The 17,845-nt window shown below is 60.0% G+C and carries 16 protein-coding genes and 3 pseudogenes; 14 read left to right on the top strand and 5 right to left on the bottom strand.

Annotated features, from left to right (window positions below):
* Positions 1-3 precede the first annotated feature (3 nt).
* From AB5975_03890 to AB5975_03905, 4 genes are all read left to right on the top strand, one after another.
* Positions 4-1,287: a site-specific integrase gene (locus AB5975_03890; protein XDR21064.1), complete on the top strand. Its 1,284-nt coding sequence runs from the start codon at positions 4-6 to the stop codon at positions 1,285-1,287.
* A gap of 18 nt (positions 1,288-1,305) precedes the next feature.
* On the top strand, positions 1,306-1,842 hold the full coding sequence (locus AB5975_03895; GenBank protein XDR21065.1) for a hypothetical protein: 537 nt from the start codon (positions 1,306-1,308) through the stop codon (positions 1,840-1,842).
* 242 nt (positions 1,843-2,084) lie between these two features.
* Positions 2,085-2,465, top strand: a complete 381-nt coding sequence (locus AB5975_03900) for a hypothetical protein (protein XDR21066.1) — start codon at positions 2,085-2,087, stop codon at positions 2,463-2,465.
* 135 nt (positions 2,466-2,600) lie between these two features.
* Positions 2,601-2,924, top strand: a complete 324-nt coding sequence (locus tag AB5975_03905) for a hypothetical protein (protein ID XDR21067.1) — start codon at positions 2,601-2,603, stop codon at positions 2,922-2,924.
* A gap of 21 nt (positions 2,925-2,945) precedes the next feature.
* Here the strand turns inward: AB5975_03905 and AB5975_03910 are convergent, their stop codons facing one another.
* Positions 2,946-3,122, bottom strand: a complete 177-nt coding sequence (locus AB5975_03910; protein XDR21068.1) for a hypothetical protein — start codon at positions 3,120-3,122, stop codon at positions 2,946-2,948.
* 84 nt (positions 3,123-3,206) lie between these two features.
* Here AB5975_03910 and AB5975_03915 point away from each other — a divergent pair, with 84 nt between their 5' ends.
* The 6 genes and pseudogenes from AB5975_03915 (at position 3,207) to AB5975_03940 (ending at position 7,269) form a co-directional block, all read left to right on the top strand.
* Positions 3,207-3,605, top strand: coding sequence for a hypothetical protein (locus tag AB5975_03915; protein XDR21069.1), 399 nt, complete (start codon positions 3,207-3,209; stop codon positions 3,603-3,605).
* Between the two features lie 54 nt (positions 3,606-3,659).
* Positions 3,660-4,676 (top strand): hypothetical protein, encoded by a 1,017-nt coding sequence (locus AB5975_03920; protein XDR21070.1) that lies wholly within the window; start codon positions 3,660-3,662, stop codon positions 4,674-4,676.
* A 287-nt stretch (positions 4,677-4,963) separates the two neighbouring features.
* Entirely contained in the window at positions 4,964-5,428 is a 465-nt protein-coding gene (locus tag AB5975_03925) for a Rha family transcriptional regulator (GenBank protein XDR21071.1), read from the top strand.
* A gap of 681 nt (positions 5,429-6,109) precedes the next feature.
* A pseudogene (locus AB5975_03930) lies at positions 6,110-6,585 on the top strand (YchJ family protein).
* Between the two features lie 2 nt (positions 6,586-6,587).
* Positions 6,588-7,064, top strand: coding sequence for an LEA type 2 family protein (locus tag AB5975_03935; protein XDR21072.1), 477 nt, complete (start codon positions 6,588-6,590; stop codon positions 7,062-7,064).
* Positions 7,065-7,071: 7 nt separating this feature from the next.
* Positions 7,072-7,269, top strand: coding sequence for an SEC-C metal-binding domain-containing protein (locus tag AB5975_03940; GenBank protein XDR21073.1), 198 nt, complete (start codon positions 7,072-7,074; stop codon positions 7,267-7,269).
* 30 nt (positions 7,270-7,299) lie between these two features.
* Here the strand turns inward: AB5975_03940 and AB5975_03945 are convergent, their stop codons facing one another.
* The 4 genes and pseudogenes from AB5975_03945 to AB5975_03960 all read right to left on the bottom strand — a co-directional run bounded on the left by AB5975_03945 (position 7,300) and on the right by AB5975_03960 (position 10,904).
* Positions 7,300-8,202: a pyridoxal-phosphate dependent enzyme gene (locus AB5975_03945; GenBank protein ID XDR21074.1), complete on the bottom strand. Its 903-nt coding sequence runs from the start codon at positions 8,200-8,202 to the stop codon at positions 7,300-7,302.
* A pseudogene (locus AB5975_03950) lies at positions 8,199-9,409 on the bottom strand (MFS transporter). Before AB5975_03950 ends, AB5975_03945 begins: the two are co-directional and overlap by 4 nt.
* Positions 9,406-10,194: an alanyl-tRNA editing protein gene (locus AB5975_03955; protein ID XDR21075.1), complete on the bottom strand. Its 789-nt coding sequence runs from the start codon at positions 10,192-10,194 to the stop codon at positions 9,406-9,408. The pseudogene AB5975_03950 and the gene AB5975_03955 overlap by 4 nt, the downstream one beginning before the upstream one ends.
* Positions 10,191-10,904 (bottom strand): serine O-acetyltransferase, encoded by a 714-nt coding sequence (locus AB5975_03960; protein ID XDR21076.1) that lies wholly within the window; start codon positions 10,902-10,904, stop codon positions 10,191-10,193. The genes AB5975_03955 and AB5975_03960 overlap by 4 nt, the downstream gene beginning before the upstream one ends.
* 172 nt (positions 10,905-11,076) lie before the next feature.
* Between AB5975_03960 and AB5975_03965 the strand changes: the two are divergent.
* From AB5975_03965 to AB5975_03980, 4 genes and pseudogenes are all read left to right on the top strand, one after another.
* Positions 11,077-12,416, top strand: a pseudogene (locus AB5975_03965) (PLP-dependent aminotransferase family protein).
* 103 nt (positions 12,417-12,519) lie between these two features.
* Positions 12,520-14,961, top strand: coding sequence for a penicillin acylase family protein (locus AB5975_03970; protein ID XDR21077.1), 2,442 nt, complete (start codon positions 12,520-12,522; stop codon positions 14,959-14,961).
* Positions 14,962-15,094: 133 nt separating this feature from the next.
* On the top strand, positions 15,095-16,111 hold the full coding sequence (locus AB5975_03975) for a ligase-associated DNA damage response exonuclease (protein ID XDR21078.1): 1,017 nt from the start codon (positions 15,095-15,097) through the stop codon (positions 16,109-16,111).
* Positions 16,108-17,766, top strand: a complete 1,659-nt coding sequence (locus AB5975_03980; GenBank protein ID XDR21079.1) for an ATP-dependent DNA ligase — start codon at positions 16,108-16,110, stop codon at positions 17,764-17,766. The genes AB5975_03975 and AB5975_03980 overlap by 4 nt, the downstream gene beginning before the upstream one ends.
* Positions 17,767-17,845: the final 79 nt, after the last annotated feature.

Below are 17,845 nucleotides of genomic sequence, written 5' to 3' on the forward strand. Positions count from 1 at the left end.
GCTATGCAGTTCTCCAAGGACATCCTCAAGACACTGGCTGTCTTCCACCTCGACCGCCCGGAGGCTTCGTGGGAGGACCTTAAGGAACGCCTCAAGGAGATCGCTGAAGACGCCCTACAGGGCCATAGCGAGGACTCACGGGGCCTCTACATGGAGCTTTACGACCAGATGAGCAACCACCTCGCTGAGGCTGTCTCGACTGGTCGATTCAATGTGAACCAGCAACGGGCCATAGGCACGGGTCAACGAGTGCTCAGGGCTGCTCAGGAGCGTCTTGAGGGTCGTCCGCAGGACCTCACAGAGATCATCGGGGAGCTATCTTGTGGCACGTCTGTAGCCCCTCCTGTGTCCCTATCTGTATTACCGTCTGGCGAGCCGACAACCTTTGAGACCCTCTCAGGGCTCTATCTGGCTGAGCGCAAAGGCAACGTCACCGCCACCACTCACAAATCAGTTACGTCAGCCTGCCGGACCCTCAGCGGGCTCCTTGGAGACTTGAACCTCAAGACCCACACTCGGGCCGATATGGTGGCGCTCAAGGAGAAAATCATTGATGGTCGCAAACCTCTGACATCCAACAAGCTACTAACTCAGCTATCAACGGTGATGAGCTGGGCGGTAAATAACGGTTTCCTTGAGCGCTCCTTTGATAAGGGCTTGAAGATTGAGCGAGGCGCTGAGAGCACTCGCAAGCCCCTGACTCAGGATCAGGTGATCACAATCATGGATCACGCGAATGGTCTGGCTATTGACGACTGGAAGCGCTGGGCGTTGTCCCTTGGGGTTCTTACAGGTGCCCGTATTGGCGAGATCTACCAGTTGAACAAAGAGGACATCAAGCAGGTGGACGGAATCACCGTTATCGACATCAACAAAGATGAGAACGGTGGCAAGACCCTGAAGAATAGCTTCTCTGTGAGACAAGTCCCTCTGGTTGATGGGGCCTATGGGTTCTCCCTTCAGACCTTCCTTGAGTGGGTCAGCGCCAACGAAGGCCGTCTGTTCAAGGCAAAGGAACATTATTTCAACAAGCCGCTCAATGAGGCTCTAAGGGAACCTCTGGGGCTGGCCTCTGGGGGCGACCAATCGTTTCACTCCCTGAGACACTCGTTGTCGGGTCTTCTGAAGGCCGCTGCGACCCCTGAGGTCATCTCACAGGGAATAACTGGGCATAGCTCAGGGACGATTACATACGACCTGTATGCAGGGTCTCAAAGGATTCCAGTGGGAACCCTCCATGAGGCTCTGGTGAAAGCGTTTACAATGGCCACAAAAGAATTCCAGTAGTCAGGACAAGGAAGACATATGGAAACTACAAACGAAGCAAACTATATCAAATGGCTACTTACCGACCAGATGATTGACATAGTGGCAGCCGTGAGCATGGGCCGAGAGGTTATCAGTCAATTCAAGGAGGACCGGCTTACGACTCGACAGGCCATGGGCAAAATTCGAGTATGCAATCACTCGATCATTCTCACGCTCTTTAAGCTACACGAGCTAAGGAAGAAATACGGAAAGTTCCTGAACACGCTACCACGTGAAGAAACAGCGGGTATTTTCAAGGATGCTGCCGACATCGAAAATAAAAAGATTTGCAAATTCAGGAATAGCTACGCGGCTCACATATTTGACAAAGAGACAATGCAGCCCATATCCATGCAAAAGGGCGAAGAACTCTTAAACTTAATCACCGGAAAAGATAACGACCAGTGCGAAGCTTTTTACGACTGGCTCTATCCACTTCAATGGAGTATCGAGAAGCCCTGTGTTGTCTCCAACATCGAACGCCTTAGGGCATATTGCCGACAACTTCCCGGTGGTGAGTTAGAACGCCCTTAGCGGCAATGCAAGCGGGTCTGAGGATCGGTGTCGTTAAAACCCCTCACTATTGCCACAGCTTCGTGGTGATGATTGAGGACCGATCCAATGACAAGCTACGACCCAGCCCAGCAAGAAGCCATCCACACCGCCCAGTGCGCGATTCCGAAGCGCGGACGAGGCCGTCCCACCAAGATCATCGTCAATCTTTTCCATGGATTCATCGGCCCACATACGTTCTGGGTCAGTATCCAACGTTCGCTATGGACATCCTTGAGGGCATCGCAAGGCTGGACTGGCATGACCGGGGCATCGGCGTAGGCGGTTCATCCAAGCCATTGTCCGTGAAGCGCCTTGTAGCCATTCTTGCGGAACTCGAAGTCGTCTCAGCGGCCACCGTAATGACCCAATACAGGCTTGGCCTTCGGCAGGCTCAACGCTATGTGAAAGCCATTGAGTTGGCGATGCCGTTCCTACTCAAAAGCCGACCCGATGGCCTGACCCACGAGATGCGTTATGGATTCCTCAAGGATTCGACACGGCCCAGTGAATGGGAAGACCAGTTGCAGCCGCCAAGCGCTGAAGACCTCGCGAAGCTGCACCACGACCTCCGGACACTGGGGGCGGAAGGCGGCTCTGATTAAATGCCGCATACTATTAAAACCTCAACGACCGTCTTTGAGATCAGAGCATCGACCAGCCTCAGAGAGAGAGGGGGTAGTGATAATAATCACCCCTCCCTTTCATCCATCTCATAGAAATCATTAAGGAGACACAACATGACCATCTATCAAGCCACCGATGCGCTCACTGAAGACGACCTGATCACACTGTCTCGTGTCTTCCCCACGCCTTCCCGTCCTCAATTGGTCATCGTTAAGAACCTACTCAACGACCGCAAAGCCAGCTACAGGACATACGAGAACGGAGTTGTCTCATTCGACATTGACGCTCTGATCAAAGAGGTGTCCTTTCAAGGCTCTCCAAGGACGGCCTCAAGGGTCTCCGAACTGGTCTCGCTTGGGGTCAGTCTTCAGGCTCTCGCTAAGACGCCTTTGAGTATCCCAATGGCCGGAAATGACCCAATCAAGATCAGACTTTAAGATGCCCTGTCAAGGTGTCGTTTAAAACCCCTCACTATTGGGACAGACCTTCAACCCAATAAAAGATTCTCTCCCTGCTACATCGACCGTCGCCACGGTTGTTCCTTTCAGATGCCCTCTCAGGCTGCCATGTCCTGATAGACCAGCATCACCAATAACCAAACCCAGAACCTTTTGATCGACCTTGAAGATGCCCACGAGGCTCCCTCCTTGGCCGTCTGGTCGTGCGCGTGTCTATGGCGCAAGGTCGATCAAAGGGTCGCCTATAGGAGATCCAAACCAATGAACATCACCATCACCAAAGTCCTGAAGAACGAAGTAACTGTGTCGGGCCAGACCCTCAATCGTGAGTATGTCGAGAACGTAATGCTGCCCTTGCTGATGGCCCAGTGTGGCCGGAACAACGGCGCTAAGTTCGGAGTGATCAAAGCCTTCGACGAAGCCGGTCTGTCCCTCAAGGCCATCTCTGAGGACGCCGTGACCTACTTCGAGACCAAGCGGGTACAGAAGGCAGAGCGTGAAAAGCTCCAACGAGAAGCCGATGAGCGCGCTGAGCGACTCCGTGAGCCAACCCCTCGCGAACTGGCCCAAGCGAAAGCCGATAAGGAGGAACGTGCAGCAGCCCATCGTGCGCACGCTCAGAAGATCTTAGCGGCTCGCTCTCGCAACAACGGCTGGTAACTCCAGACCCTGCCCGATCACTTCCCTACTAATCTATTCAGGAGACCCATTCCCATGAAACCAATCAATCAATTCGTAAAGCCGTCCACCTACACCACCGCCATCATCAACGATGGTAGTGAGCATCTGGGCGGGTCTATTCGCTTCAACACTGCCGATGTCCGTAGCGAGACCGAAGCGGCCACCGATCCGTCTGTCTATGTGCAGGCTCTCGTAGAGGCCGCTGAGGACTACTTGAACGGTGATGAGTGGCGTGAGGCTGCCATGGAGGCGACTCCTTGCGAGTTCCGTCCTGCTGGCGCGGAGGCAACTGGTCAGCAGATCATCGCGATGGCCGACCGTACCGTCACCTTCGACCCTCGCAAGAACTGGGATAACCAGACCATCAGCAAAGGCGAAGTCCTGGCCGGGTCTGTGATCTTCACGGAGCCAACCGATACCGCTCTGGTCATCAGTCACCGTGCCACCATCCTTGATCACAACATTCAGGCGGGTTTCACTGAGGGCTCTTTGGCTCAGACCGCTGACAAGATCCTGCGTGACATCGAACTGAGCGCTGCGGGCAAGATCGCTGGCATCCTCTCGACTGCTCCGAGCACCGAAGTGTTTTCTGAGGCCAAGCCAACCGGCAAGCCTGTAGAGATCGCTGAGGACCTCATTGACCTCTTGACGACCCACATCAACCAGACCGTAGGCACCTCGCTGTCTGACTTTGTGGTCCTGCTGCCTGTGTCTCTGGTAGCGGTGCTTGAGCGTGCTGCTCAGCGTGCTGGCGTGGGTGACATTGAGGACCTCATTGGTGCCTCCGTGCAGCCTTACAGTGGCACTGATTACGGCCTGTTCCTGCTGCCGAAGCACTTCACATCGCTGAGCTATCGCGAAGGCCGTGACGGCAACGTTTGGAAGATCGAAGCAACCCGCAACGGTGCCCATCAGGCATGGGACATTGAGATCATGACTGTCGTAGACATCGTGGCTAACGGCAAGGTCAAGGTGAAGCTGACTGCCGATGGTCTCCAGACCCAGACTGTCGCCTTCCCAATGATCACCAACATCAAGCTCACTGCCTGATCGTTTGATCTATGAGAGCCCCGTAAGGCCGATCCAAGAGGGACCGGCAGGGGCACTATCAGACGATGTGCAGATTTGCATATCGCTCCACCTTCCCGAAATTTCGTGAAGCTTCTCCTTAAAGAGGACGCCCCAAATCTGGGGAGACCTATTCGCCCGTCGCTGGGCATCACCCAATCCAGTCTTTCTGATAGTGCCTTTCATGCCACGCCGGGTCCCTTTGTCGGGGTCTGGATGCTCGGCTGTGGGTGCGACCTGAAGGGCACTACCAAAAGGAAATCGACACTATGAACATGATCAACAGCACCGCAACCATCTTCGAGAAAATCTCCAAGACTGGAGCGGTCTCCCCAACGACCCTCAACGGCTTACCCGGTATGTCGTCCTTGGAGATCGCGGAGATCACCGGGAAGAACCACAAGCACGTCCTTCGGGACATCCGAAAGATGCTCAACGAGATCGGCCCAGATTTGGACCAATGTCAGTATGTCGAGACCAAGGCACCAGATGGCTATGGTCGTTTCCAGCCGCTGACCATCCTCGACAAGGAGCTGACCTTTACGCTGCTCTCCCGGTATTCCTTCAAGCTGTCCAATATGATCGTCAAGCGCTGGCTTGAACTGGAAGGCTCAGGCTTTGAACGTGTGTCGGTACAGGCCGCTGTGGTCCACCTGATCGAGCGTGAGAAGGACAACTATCGAATCGCAATGAGGGACATCAGGACCGCTGCAAGGCGTCTCAAGGCCCGCTGAGGCCGTTGATTGATACTTCCTCAAACGAAGCGTGACGGGCTATGCTCAATAGCTAAGTTGCCCACAAAAAGGTCCCGCGATGAGTGTCACACTGTGCTACACCTACAAGGGCAAACGGGTAGTCACTAAGGTGCCTGTCGAGTCTCTGACACCACATGCGGCGCTATGCTATGCCTTGCTTCAATCAGGCGCTTCTAATGACCAATCCCAAGGGAGCTGGCCGCATTCATATGAGCGCCTCCTTGAGGTAGCCCTGCAACACGAACTCACAGACGTTCGCTTTCACAAGTCACTCTAATCCCTCAAGGAGAACCCCATGGACCACCTACAGGCCCTCTACTGGGTCTGTCTGGTTGTCCGGCTGGTCTTCTGGCTGTGGGCGCACAGGCCACCGTAAAGACTTTTCGCGTTTTGCCACAAAAATCTGAGAGACCACCTCATTCATACTGCCCGCCAAGGTTCCCCGTGTGCCCTCGCGCAGGTCCGCACAGGCGATAAGGACCCCAGAATGGGAGACTCAAAGGTCACCTCAGAGGCTCGCCAACTGTCACCAACGCTGTCACCATGTTGTCACCAGAAACCCTTGAGGTCCGCTATGAAGCCCGCTACGCTTGGCCTGCCGCCAGCCCCCTCACAGTTCTGGGCCAACCCTGAAAACTTCGGCAAGTACTGGTGGTGATGATGAGTGTCTCGGTCTGCCCTTGTGGCAGTGGCAACCTGCTTGACGCCTGCTGCGGGCATTACCATGCCGGCACCCGGCACCGGATGCCCAGGCACTGATGCGCTCACGCTACAGTGCCTACGTGCTGGGCCTGGTCGACTACTTGGTGGCCACGACCCTGCCGGCCCAGCAGGCCGACCTGGACCGCGCCGCCATGGCAGCCTGGAGCGCCCAAAGCACCTGGCTGGGCCTGGAGGTAGAGAGCGCCGAAGTGCTGGGCGGCCAGCCGGAACACGGCTTTGTCACCTTCACCGCACGCTGGCACGACCAGGACGGCGATCACCAGCACCGCGAGCGTTCGGCGTTCGTACAGCATGCCGGGCGCTGGTACTTCATCGACCCCACGGTCGGGCTGAAGGCCGGGCGCAACGACCCCTGCCCCTGCGCCAGCGGGCAGAAGTTCAAGAAGTGCTGCGCCAGTTACGTGGGGAGCTGAACATGATCGACCGCGCCCGTCTGCTGTTGCTCGGTACGCTGATGGCATTGCTGACGGGCTGCGCCAGTTGGGGTGGCGACGACTGGCGCGAACCCGAAGTGCACCTGGTCGAGGTCGAAACGGTCAAGGCCAGGCTGCTGGAGCAGGAGTTCGTGTTGCACCTGCGGGTCGACAACCCCAATGACAGCCGCCTGTTCATCCGCAACCTGTCGTATGCCGTTCGCCTCAACGACCTGCTGCTGGTGCAGGATGAAACCAGCGTATGGCGCAGCGTGGGCGGGCACGCCCAGCGCACCTTCAAGATCACCGCGCGAACCAACCTGTGGCAGCACCTCAAGCCACTGGCCAAGCTGCTACGCAGCAAGCAGCCGCTGCATTACACCCTGCAGGGCGAACTGGCGACCGGGCTGCTCATCCATCGAGACCTGCACTTATCGCGCAGTGGTGAGATAATCCCCGGCGATCACATCCCGGAGTAACCCTGCAATGTCCCAACAACCCCACGTTCATGGCCCTGACTGCAACCACGACCATGATCACCACCACGATCACGGCCATGTGCACGGCCCGCACTGCAACCACGGCCACCAGGAGCCGGTACGCAACGCCCTGAAGGACGTTGGCCGTAACGACCCCTGCCCGTGCGGCAGCGAAAAGAAGTTCAAGAAGTGCCACGGCGCCTGATCTGACCTGCCCCCTGCTGTGGGCTTGTGCCTACGCGGCTTTGCGTCGGTTCGTCCCCAGCAGGTCCTGGTACCACAGGCCGGCGTCATAGGCGATGGTCACCAAGGTGGTTGCGGCATAGCGCGGGTGCTGGGCCATACGTTGGGCGACCGCAAGGCAGGCTGCGGCGGTATTGCCGACGAAAATGCCACTTTGCATGTAGAACCAGCGCTGCGCGGCCAGCATTTCGGCATGTTGCACCTGAGCCCGTTCGTCCACCAGCGACCAGTCCATGAACGGCGGGCAAACGCCCACCGCCATGCCTTCAAAGCGATGATCGGCGAACACCCCAGCCCGCGAGTCACAGCCGCTGGGGTCGACCAGCACCGTCGACACCTCGAAGCCATGGTCCTTCAGCCCCAGGGTAATACCCGTGAAGCTGGCGCCAGTGCCTGCGCAGCCGACAAACAGGATCTCCCGCCCGGCCCCGGCATTGGTCAGTTGCACGGCCAGCTCGCTGGCTGTCTGGTAGCGATGCGCCTCGACACCCACCGGGTTGTTGAATTGATCGGTATAAAAGTATGACTTGCCCAGCGCGGCCTGGTTTTCCAGGTGATGCATCACCACATCCTTGGGTGTGGCACCGGCCATCAGCATTTCCTTGCCAATCAGCCGTGCACCGAAGCACTCCAGCAGGTCCCGCTTGGTCTGGCTGAAACTCAACCCGACTGCCAGCTCAACGGCGACTTGGTGCTTGTGGCAAGCCGCCAGCAAGCCAAAACCGAAACTGCCGCCGGTTTTTTCGATGACGGTTGTCACACCGGGAATGATATTGCCATTGCGCACGGCATGCTCGACGATGCGCCGGGCCGCACGGTATTTGTGGCTACCGCCCGGGTTGTTCATTTCCAACTTGGTGTAGATGCGTTCGCTGACACTGATGAGCTCGCTCATTTGCGGCTACCTTCCATTGAAGTATGCAAGCAGGCCTTGTTCTGCAGCAGGCCGGCAGTGGCGACCAGCAGCCCGATGCACAGGACCATGCAGATGGCATTGGTGCCGTCCCAGCCAACCGAACTCAGCAACAGCGAAGGGCTGAATGCGCCGAGGGTGGCGAAAATGGCAATCGCCAGGTCGTTCTTGCCCTGCATCTGCATCGCCGCCGGGCTGTTTTGCAGCGACTGAGCGAGCAAGGCACCGCCGCCTACATACGTCAGGTTCCAACCCAGCCCGAGGGCAATCAGCGCCAGGGTCATCATGGCGTAGCTGTGCGACCAGATATTCATCGCCGAACAGCCGATCAACAGGGCCAGGCCCGCGCAAATGGTGGTCCTGATACCCAGCCGCTGGATGATGGCGCCGGTGAAGAACGACGGGGCGAACATGGCAATCACATGCCACTGGATCGCCAGGCGCACGTCAGAGAAGTCCTCATGCATGTGCTTCATGTGCATCGAGGCCTGGATCATCAACAGGTTCATGATCCCGTAGCCCAGCGCGGCAACCGCCATGGCCACCATCACGCTTGGGCTCGCAGGCTCAGTGCGGGCGCTAGACGACTTGGCTGCGTTGTTGACCGCACGGGCCACCCCTGCATCGTTGGGCAGGCACAGGGCGATCAGCAGTGACAGCAACGCCAGGCCGACAAACGCGGCATAACACAGCGAAAACAGTGGGTAACCGCCCACATCCGCAGCCACTCGGTGAGCGTCGGCCCGACGACAGCAGCAATGACGCCCCCTGCCACGACCAGCGAAAGGGCTTTGGGCTTAAGGGCCTGGGAAAGATTATCGGTGGCCGCGAACCGGTTGAAGTTGGCGAACGCGATATACACACCCAACGCAGAATGGCTGAGTACCAGGGTTGGAAAATGCTGGTGCTCCACCGCCAGGAAGCCGCTTACACCCGACAACGCCAAGGGGATCGCCCCCAGCATGAAGGCCTTTTTGCGGCCAATGCGGCCCATCAACCTGGAGACCGGATAGGTTGCCAACATCAGGCACAGGAACTGGAACCCGTACGGCACCGTGGACCACGCAGCGTCAGGCGCCAGCGCCGCGCCAACGATGGCGGCCATGGTCACCGACATGACAGCAGTCGTCAGGTTGATCGACTGTGCGGTGAAATACAGGTACGTGCGCCGCGGTAGCGTGCTGTTCATAGTGCATGCTCGTGATAGGTAGACAGGTCGATTTCGGCCTCGGGGAACACGCAGATCAGCCGTTCCTTGCCTTTACCCAGGCGTTTGCGCCTGACGCTCAGGTGCCCGATGCGCCGAGGTGAATCGAGGTGTGTGCCACCACACGGGATCTCGATGCCGTTGTAGGTCCACAAGCGCGCGTCTTCCAGCCCATCGACCGCGTAGTGCTCGATGGGCGCTTCGCAGCCGATCAGTTCATTGGCCCGCCGTTCTATTTCAACCACGTCCTCGGCGGTGAAGGCGTCCTCGACCAGGAAATCGAAACGTGCCGAGTCCTCTTTGATGTGACAGCCGATGGTCCATTGCTTCAACTCTTCTCGCAGCCCGATGGCGGCGGCATACAAGAAGTGGCTGGCACTGTGAGACAGCGTCAGCCGTTCGCGCCGTTCAATATCGATGGTGACGCGGGCCGGCATACCTGCGGTGACTTCATCGAGCAAGTGCAGGTCATCGGGGTGCAGGCTGTGAATAATGATGCCGCCCAGCTTTCCGCCTTTGAAACCTTCAAGGCGAATGGGGCTACCGTAAAGTTTTTTAACCCAGATGAAGCGTACGGTACCGATGGGAAGTTCAATGGTACCCATGTCTGCCTCCTGGCCACCGCCTTCCGGGTAGGCCACGGTACTTTGCAACTCGATACCGTCACTGTGCACCCGCGTTACTTGCGTGTTTGCACCGGCCTGGTATTGGTCTTTGTAATACAATTTCTCGGTGTTGCGTAAAACTTCATAGTTGAGAGCATTCATGGTTCAAGTACCACCTGCAATGATGTTTTTATCTGTACCCGAGCAGCGGCGGGGACATCTTTGGTAATAATGCAACCCGGCCCGATAAACGCGCCGTCGCCGACGTGGATAGCACCCAGCACACTGGCGAAAGCGCCGATCTGTACCCGGTTGCCAAGGGTCGGGTGCCGGGCGCTGGAAGGGTTGTCACTGATGCCTCGGGCGCCCAGGGTGACACCGCCGAGCACGTAGCAATCGTCACCAATGGTCGAGGTCTCACCAATGACGGTGCCCATGCCGTGATCGATGATGAAGCGCGCACCGATGCGGCTGCGGAAATGGATCTCCGCCCCCGAGAGCATCTTTCCGCGCCTGGAGATCATGGCAGCCAGGCATTGGCCGCCGGCGCCGTAGGTGGAGGCCGTATTACGGTAAATCCAATGGGCAAGTCGATAGTGCAAAACCGCCGAGTAAGAGGTGTAGGTTTTTGCAATGAATACCAGGTCACGGCCAGCCGCCGGATCTTTCTGGGCAAAGGCCTGCAAGTCGGCATGGGCCTGTTCAGAAACACTTTCAATAACCAATGTTTCTTTCAGCGCCTCGAACTCGTCGATTGAACAGCACTCCAACAACGCCGAGGTCACAAGGTTTTTTACAACTTTGAATGACGCCAGTTCATCAGGCACAGGGAGCCTGGCAATCACGGCTGATTGCATGTCCATAGTATGCATGGGCTTGATATCCAGTTGTCTGGTGTGCACAGACGCTAAAAGTGCTGCCTTTGCTGGCAGCCGAAAGTTCCGACAAGGGGATAGTGGCATGTACTGGCCATTTGCAAACGAACAGTCGACAAGCATTTCCGTTAACTGTTAGGCTTTTTTTTCTAACGGTTTCGGACCTGCCATGAACCCCAGCAGCCTTCATCACCTGTTGAAACAACGCCTGGATGCCGGCGAGTGGTTGCCAGGGCAACGCATGCCCTCCATCCGCAAGCTGACGGCTGCGGTCGACTTCAGTTACCACGACGTCGTATCGGCCTATGCCCAGCTGGTCAGCGAAGGTGTGTTGACGGCCTCACCCGGCCGTGGTTATTTCGTCGCAAACCGGGCCCGGCAAGCGAGCGTTATCCACGAACCCGAGTGCATGGCCGGTGATCCGCTGTTCCGGCTGCTGCAGGGCGGCCAGCATTACACCAAGCTGGGCAGCGGCTGGCTGCCCCTGCATGGCGAGACACCGAGCTGCTGGCCAAGGCCATTCGGCGCACGGCGCGGCTGGAGCAAAGCTCACTGGCAGAGTACGGCGACATCCAGGGCTACCTGCCCATGCGCAAGCAGTTGTGCGTGCACATGAAGCGGCTGACCCGTGTCGAAGCCCGCCCCAACCAGTTGCTGACCACGCTGGGTGCCACGCAAGGCCTGGACCTGGTCGCACGGTTGTTGATCAAACCAGGCGACCACGTTTTCGTCGACGAACCAGGCAACGGCAACCTGATCAAGCTGATCCAGCTGGCGGGCGGGCACGTGGTCGGCATTCGGCGAACCCAGGACGGGCCGGACGTGGAAGAAATGAGAAGCTACCTGGCCACGCACAAGGTCAAGGCGTTCTTTTGCAACAGCACGTTCCACAACCCGACCGGTAGCAACATCAGCCCCCATAACGCCTTCAGCGTCCTGCGCCTGGCGGTGGAGCACGAGTTTTTCGTGGTCGAGGATGATGTGTATGGCGACTTCAGCCCTGCCGTGCGCCAGACCTTTGCCGAGCTGGACAACCTTGACCGGGTTATTTACGTCGGTAGCTTCTCCAAATGCCTGTCGGCATCACTGCGTGTGGGTTTCATTGCCTGCTCGCAAGACCTGATCGAACCACTGACACGCCTGAAACTGCTGACCTGCGTCGCCGTGCCGGCGTTTTGCGAACGCTTCGTCAACACCATATTGTCTGACGGCACCTATGCCCGACACATGAAGGACGTGCAGCAGCGCCTGATCCGTCAGCAAGTGCAGACCCAACGCTTGTTGCTCGAGCGCGGCTGGCAGTTCGATATTGCGCCGCAAGGCGGCATGTTCCTCTGGGTCTACCACCCGGGCCTGCCAAACCTGCAACCTTTCATGCGCAAACTGGAACAACACAAGATCTTGTTGATGCCCGGTTCAGCATTTGCGGTCAGCCGTGACTACCAACGCTACGCGCGTATCAATTGCACGCATTTTTCCGACACCTTGGCTGACCACTTCGACGTTTGACCCGGCGTAATCAAATAAACCGACCTGGGACCTTGCACGGCGCCTGCGCGCTTACTACCTTAGCGCCTTTCCAAACCAGCCTCGCCTTGCAGGAGCCCTTGTCATGGCAGCCCCCGCCTTTCCTCCCTTCCGCCTGCGGTTCACCACCGCTGCCACGCTGCTCGGCATGCTCGGGCTGGCCGGCTGCCAGACGGGCGGCTACCAGGACAGCGTGCCACCGACCAGTGGCGTGCAGCCACTCAAAGGCCTGGCGCAGAATGTTTCGGTACGGCGCAATGCCATGGGCGCGCCGCTGATCGAAAGCAGCAGCTTCCATGATGCGCTGTTCAGCCTGGGCTATGTGCACGCCGGCGACCGCATCGAACAGATGGTCGCCATGCGCCTGCTCGCCCAGGGCCGCCTGGCCGAACTGGCCGGCAGCGAAGCGCTGGATATCGACCGCCTGATGCGCGCCGCCAACCTCAAGCAGAGCGCGGCCCAGCAATACGCCGACGCATCACCACGGCTCAAGCGCTTCTTCGAAGTGTATGCGCGCGGGGTAAACGCCTACCTGTTCCGCTATCGCGACAAGCTGCCGGCCGCCCTGGCCAGCAGCGGCTATCGCCCCGAATACTGGAAGCCCGAAGACTCGGCGCTGATCTTTTGCCTATATGCCTTCAGCCAGTCGGTGAACCTGCAGGAAGAACTCAGCGCCCTGACCCTGGCGCAGAAAACCGGCAGCGACAAGCTGGCCTGGCTGCTGCCTGGGGCCCCCGACGAGCCGTTGGCCGAAAGCGAAGTGGACAAGCTCAAGGGCCTGAACCTGGCCAGCCAGTTGCCGGGGCTGCCAGCCTTGGCGGCTGCCAGCCAGAAGCTGGCCGACCTTGACCTGCTCGGCAGCCCGGGTTCGGCCAACCTGGCCCTGGCCCCGCAGCGCAGCCGCAGCGGCAAGAGCCTGCTGGCCAGCGACAGCCGTGCCGCCTGGGCCCTGAGCCCGGTACAAATCAACACCAGCAAGTACCAGGTTGCCGGCCTGTCGTTGCCTGGCTTGCCGATCGTGCTGGCCGGCTATAACGGCAAGCTGGCCTGGAGCAGCAGCGCGGTAATGGCCGACAACCAGGACCTGTTCATCGAGCAGCTGCGCCGCCAGGGCAGCCAGCTGAGCTACCTGGCCGACGGCAAATGGCTGCCAGCTCGCGCCCGTAGCGAAACCTTCTTTGTGCGTGGCCAACGCCCCCTGCGCGAAGTGATGTATGACACCCGCCACGGCACCTTGCTGGCCCAGCCAGACAACGCCAGCCTTGGCTTGGCGCTGAACCTGCCACAGTTCAAGGGTGACCGCAGCCTGGATGCACTGTTCGACCTGACCCGGGCCAAGAACGTGGAACGGGCCTTCGACAGCACCCGTGAAGTCACTGCTGCTGCCCTCAACTTCGTGTTCGCCGAACCTGAGCACATCGGCTGGCAAGTCAGTGGCCGCTACCCCAACCGCCGCGAAGGCCAGGGCTTGTTACCTTCGCCGGGCTGGGATGGGCGTTACGACTGGGACGGCTATGCCGACCCGATGCTGCACCCGTATGACCAGGACCCACCTGCAGGCTGGATCGGCCACGCCAACCAGCGCAGCCTGCCGCGCGGCTACGGCATGCAGCTGTCCAGCACCTGGTATTACCCCGAACGCGCCGAACGCCTGGCCCAGCTTGCCGGCAACGGGCGCCACGACAGCCGCAGCCTGATGGCCCTGCAGAACGATCAGGTGACCTTGCTGGCCGACAAGCTCAAGCAGATGTTCGACGCCCCTGGCATGGCCCAGCCGCTGAAGCAGGCGATCGACGCCCTACCGGCAGCCCAGCGTGACAAGGCCCGGGACACGCTGGCCCGCCTGAAGGCCTTCGATGGCCGCTTGAGCCCGGTGTCGGCGGATGCCGCACTGTACGAATTGTTCTTGCAGGAGGTCGCGCGGCAGACCTTCCTCGATGACCTGGGCCCGGAGTCTGGCCCAGCCTGGCAGGCGTTCGTCAGCAATGCGCGCTTGTCGTTCTCGGCGCAGGCCGATCACCTGCTGGGCCGCGACGACAGCCCGTTCTGGGATGACCGCAATACTCCGCAAAAAGAAGACAAGCCCGCCATCCTCGCCCGCAGCCTGGCCAGTGCGATGGATACCGGAATCGCGCAACTGGGCGCCGACCGCCGCGCCTGGCAATGGGGCAAGCTGCACCAATACCGCTGGCCGGCACCGGCCTACCATGGCCTGGGCGATGCCATCAGCCGTTCGCCCCTGGCCGCTGGCGGCGACTTTTCCACCCTGGCCCTGACGCCATACGCCTGGGGCAGCGACTTCGCCACCCGCCTGCCAGCCTCGGCGCGGATGGTCGTCGATTTCGGCCAGGCCGAACCGTTGCAGGTGCTGACCAGCAGCGGCCAGTCAGGCAACCCGGCCAGCGCACATTACAGCGACGGGCTGGATGCCTGGTTCAAAGGGCGCTTCATGAGCCTGCCGCTGCAGCAGCAGAACTTCGGGCGGGCGTATGGCAACCAGCGCCTGACCTTGGTGCCGGGTCGGTAAGGCATTGATCAAATGATGGGCGGGTGCGGGTACCGAGCGCTGCCAGTTTTCCGCCCAACACCCGCCCCAACCCGTCCGAACTTCCCCCATCACCACCGCTCCTAACTGGTAACCCAACCAGTGCACATAGCCCATGGACCTTGTCATCGCCCGCCCCGAAGGCCTGTACTGCCCGCCCGGCGATTTCTACATCGACCCTTGGCGGCCCGTGGACCGAGCCGTGATCACCCATGGCCACGGTGACCATGCGCGCACCGGTAATGGCCATTATCTGACCGCCAGCCCTGGTGCCGGTATTCTGCGCAGTCGTCTGGGCCTGGATATCGATTTGCAGACACTGCCCTACGGCGAACGCTTGCTGCACCACGGGGTAACCCTGAGCCTGCACCCGGCCGGGCACGTGCTGGGCTCGGCACAGGTGCGCCTGGAGTATCAGGGTGAAGTCTGGGTTGCATCCGGTGACTACAAGGTAGAGCCCGACGGCACCTGCACCCCGTTCGAACCGGTGGCGTGCCACACCTTCATCACCGAATCGACCTTCGGTCTGCCGATCTACCGCTGGCCCAGGCAAAGCGAAATCTTTGCAGGCATCAATGCCTGGTGGCTGGCCAATCGCGAACAGGGCAAGGCCAGCGTGCTGTTCTGCTATGCCTTCGGCAAGGCCCAGCGGATTCTCCATGGGCTGAATGCCAGCATCGGCCCGATTCTTGTGCATGGCGCCATCGAGCCGCTCAACCGGGTATACCGGGACGCCGGTGTCCACCTGCCGGAAACGCGCTATGCAGGCGATATCCCACGCAACGACCCACTGCTGCGCCAGGCACTGGTGCTGGCCCCGCCGTCAGCCAGCGGCAGCAGCTGGATGCGCCGTTTCGGCGATTACAGCGACGCCTTCGCCAGCGGCTGGATGCTGCTACGCGGTACCCGCAGGCGGCGCGGCGTGGACCGGGGTTTCGTGCTGTCCGACCACGCCGACTGGCCCGGCCTGCTCTGGGCCATTGGCCAGACCGGCGCCGAGCGGGTGATGGTCACCCACGGCTCGGTCAACGTCCTGGTGCGCTACCTCAACGAACAAGGCCTGGATGCCCGCGCCTTCGTCACCGAGTATGGCGACGAGGACGACGTGCCGAACACCGGGCCTTCGCCATGAAAGCCTTTGCCATGTTGTACCTGCGCCTGGACGCGACTACCTCCAGCAACGCCAAGCTTGAGGCACTGCGCGACTACTTCGGCACAGCCCCCGCTAACGACGCCGCCTGGGCAGTGTACTTTCTGGCCGGGGGGCGCCCACGTCAGCTGGTGCCTACCCGCCTTTTGCGTGAAATGGCCACGGCCCTGGCCTGCCTGCCGGACTGGCTGTTCGAAGAAAGCTATCAGGCGGTGGGCGACTTGGCCGAGACCATTTCGCTGCTGTTACCGCAGCACATCGATGGCAGCGAGGAAGGCCTGGCCACTTGGGTAGAGCAGCACTTGCTGCCCCTGCGCGGGCTGCCACCCGAGCATATCCGGCAGCGCTTGCCGGCGCTCTGGGCGCAGCTGGATCGCCCCAGCCTGATGGTGTGCCTGAAGCTGATCACCGGGAGTTTTCGCGTGGGCGTGTCGAAGCTGCTGGTCACCCGCGCCCTGGCGCAACTGGCCGGGCTGGACGCCAAACGCGTAGCCCAGCGCCTGGTCGGTTACACCGACATCAGCCATCGCCCCACGGCGGCCGACTACCAGCAACTGATCGCTCCAGAGACCGCCGATGAGCACAGCCAGCGTGGCGGGCAACCCTACCCCTTCTTCCTGGCCCACCCGCTGCAAGCCTCCACCGACCAGTTCGATACCCTGCTCGGCCCCCCAAGCGACTGGCAAATCGAGTGGAAGTGGGACGGCATTCGCGCCCAGGTGGTCAAGCGCGAGGGCCAGTTGTGGGTCTGGTCGCGCGGTGAGGAACTGGTTACCGAGCGGTTCCCAGAACTGCACAGCCTGGCGCAGACGTTGCCCGATGGCGTTGTGCTCGACGGTGAGATTCTGGTTTGGAAGCCTGGTGATACAGGGGCTGAACTGGCCGTGCAGCCTTTCGCCTTGCTACAGCAGCGCATCGGCCGCAAAACGCTGGGCAAAAAAATGCTGCACGATGCGCCGGTGGTGCTGCAGGCCTACGACCTGTTGGAGTGGCAAGGCGAAGACTGGCGCAGCCGACCGCAGCACGAACGCCGTAGCCAACTGGAACGCTTGGTCGATGAGCACCCGCTTGCCCCCGTGCTGCTGTCGCCGCTGCTGACAGGCCCGGACTGGGCCGACTTTGCCCACCAGCGCGAGCTGTCGCGCAGCCTGGGTGTCGAGGGCCTGATGCTCAAGCAGCGCGAAGCCCTCTACGGCGTGGGGCGCACCAAGGATATGGGCACCTGGTGGAAGTGGAAGATCGACCCGTTCAGCGTCGATGCCGTGCTGATCTATGCCCAGCGTGGGCATGGGCGACGGGCTAGCCTGTACAGCGACTACACCTTTGCCGTGTGGGACGCCCCGGCTGGCACGCCAGGGCGGGTGCTGGTGCCCTTTGCCAAGGCCTATTCGGGGCTCACTGACGAAGAAATGCGCAAGGTCGATACCATCGTTCGCAAGACCACGGTGGAAACCTTTGGCCCGGTGCGCAGTGTGACGCCAACGCTGGTGTTCGAGCTGGGCTTCGAAGGCATCGCCCTGTCTCGACGCCACAAAAGCGGTATTGCCGTGCGCTTTCCGCGCATGCTGCGCTGGCGGCTGGACAAGCCGGTGGACGAGGCAGATGACTTGGCGACCTTGCAGGCGCTACTGGCCTGAAGAGGCCAGTGCGGTAATCAGGGCTACACGGATGGAGGCGAAAGGCTGAAAACTATGCTTCTATCTGTGTGCCGACCCG

The organism is Pseudomonas putida, assembly GCA_041071465.1.
GTDB lineage: Bacteria > Pseudomonadota > Gammaproteobacteria > Pseudomonadales > Pseudomonadaceae > Aquipseudomonas > Aquipseudomonas putida_P.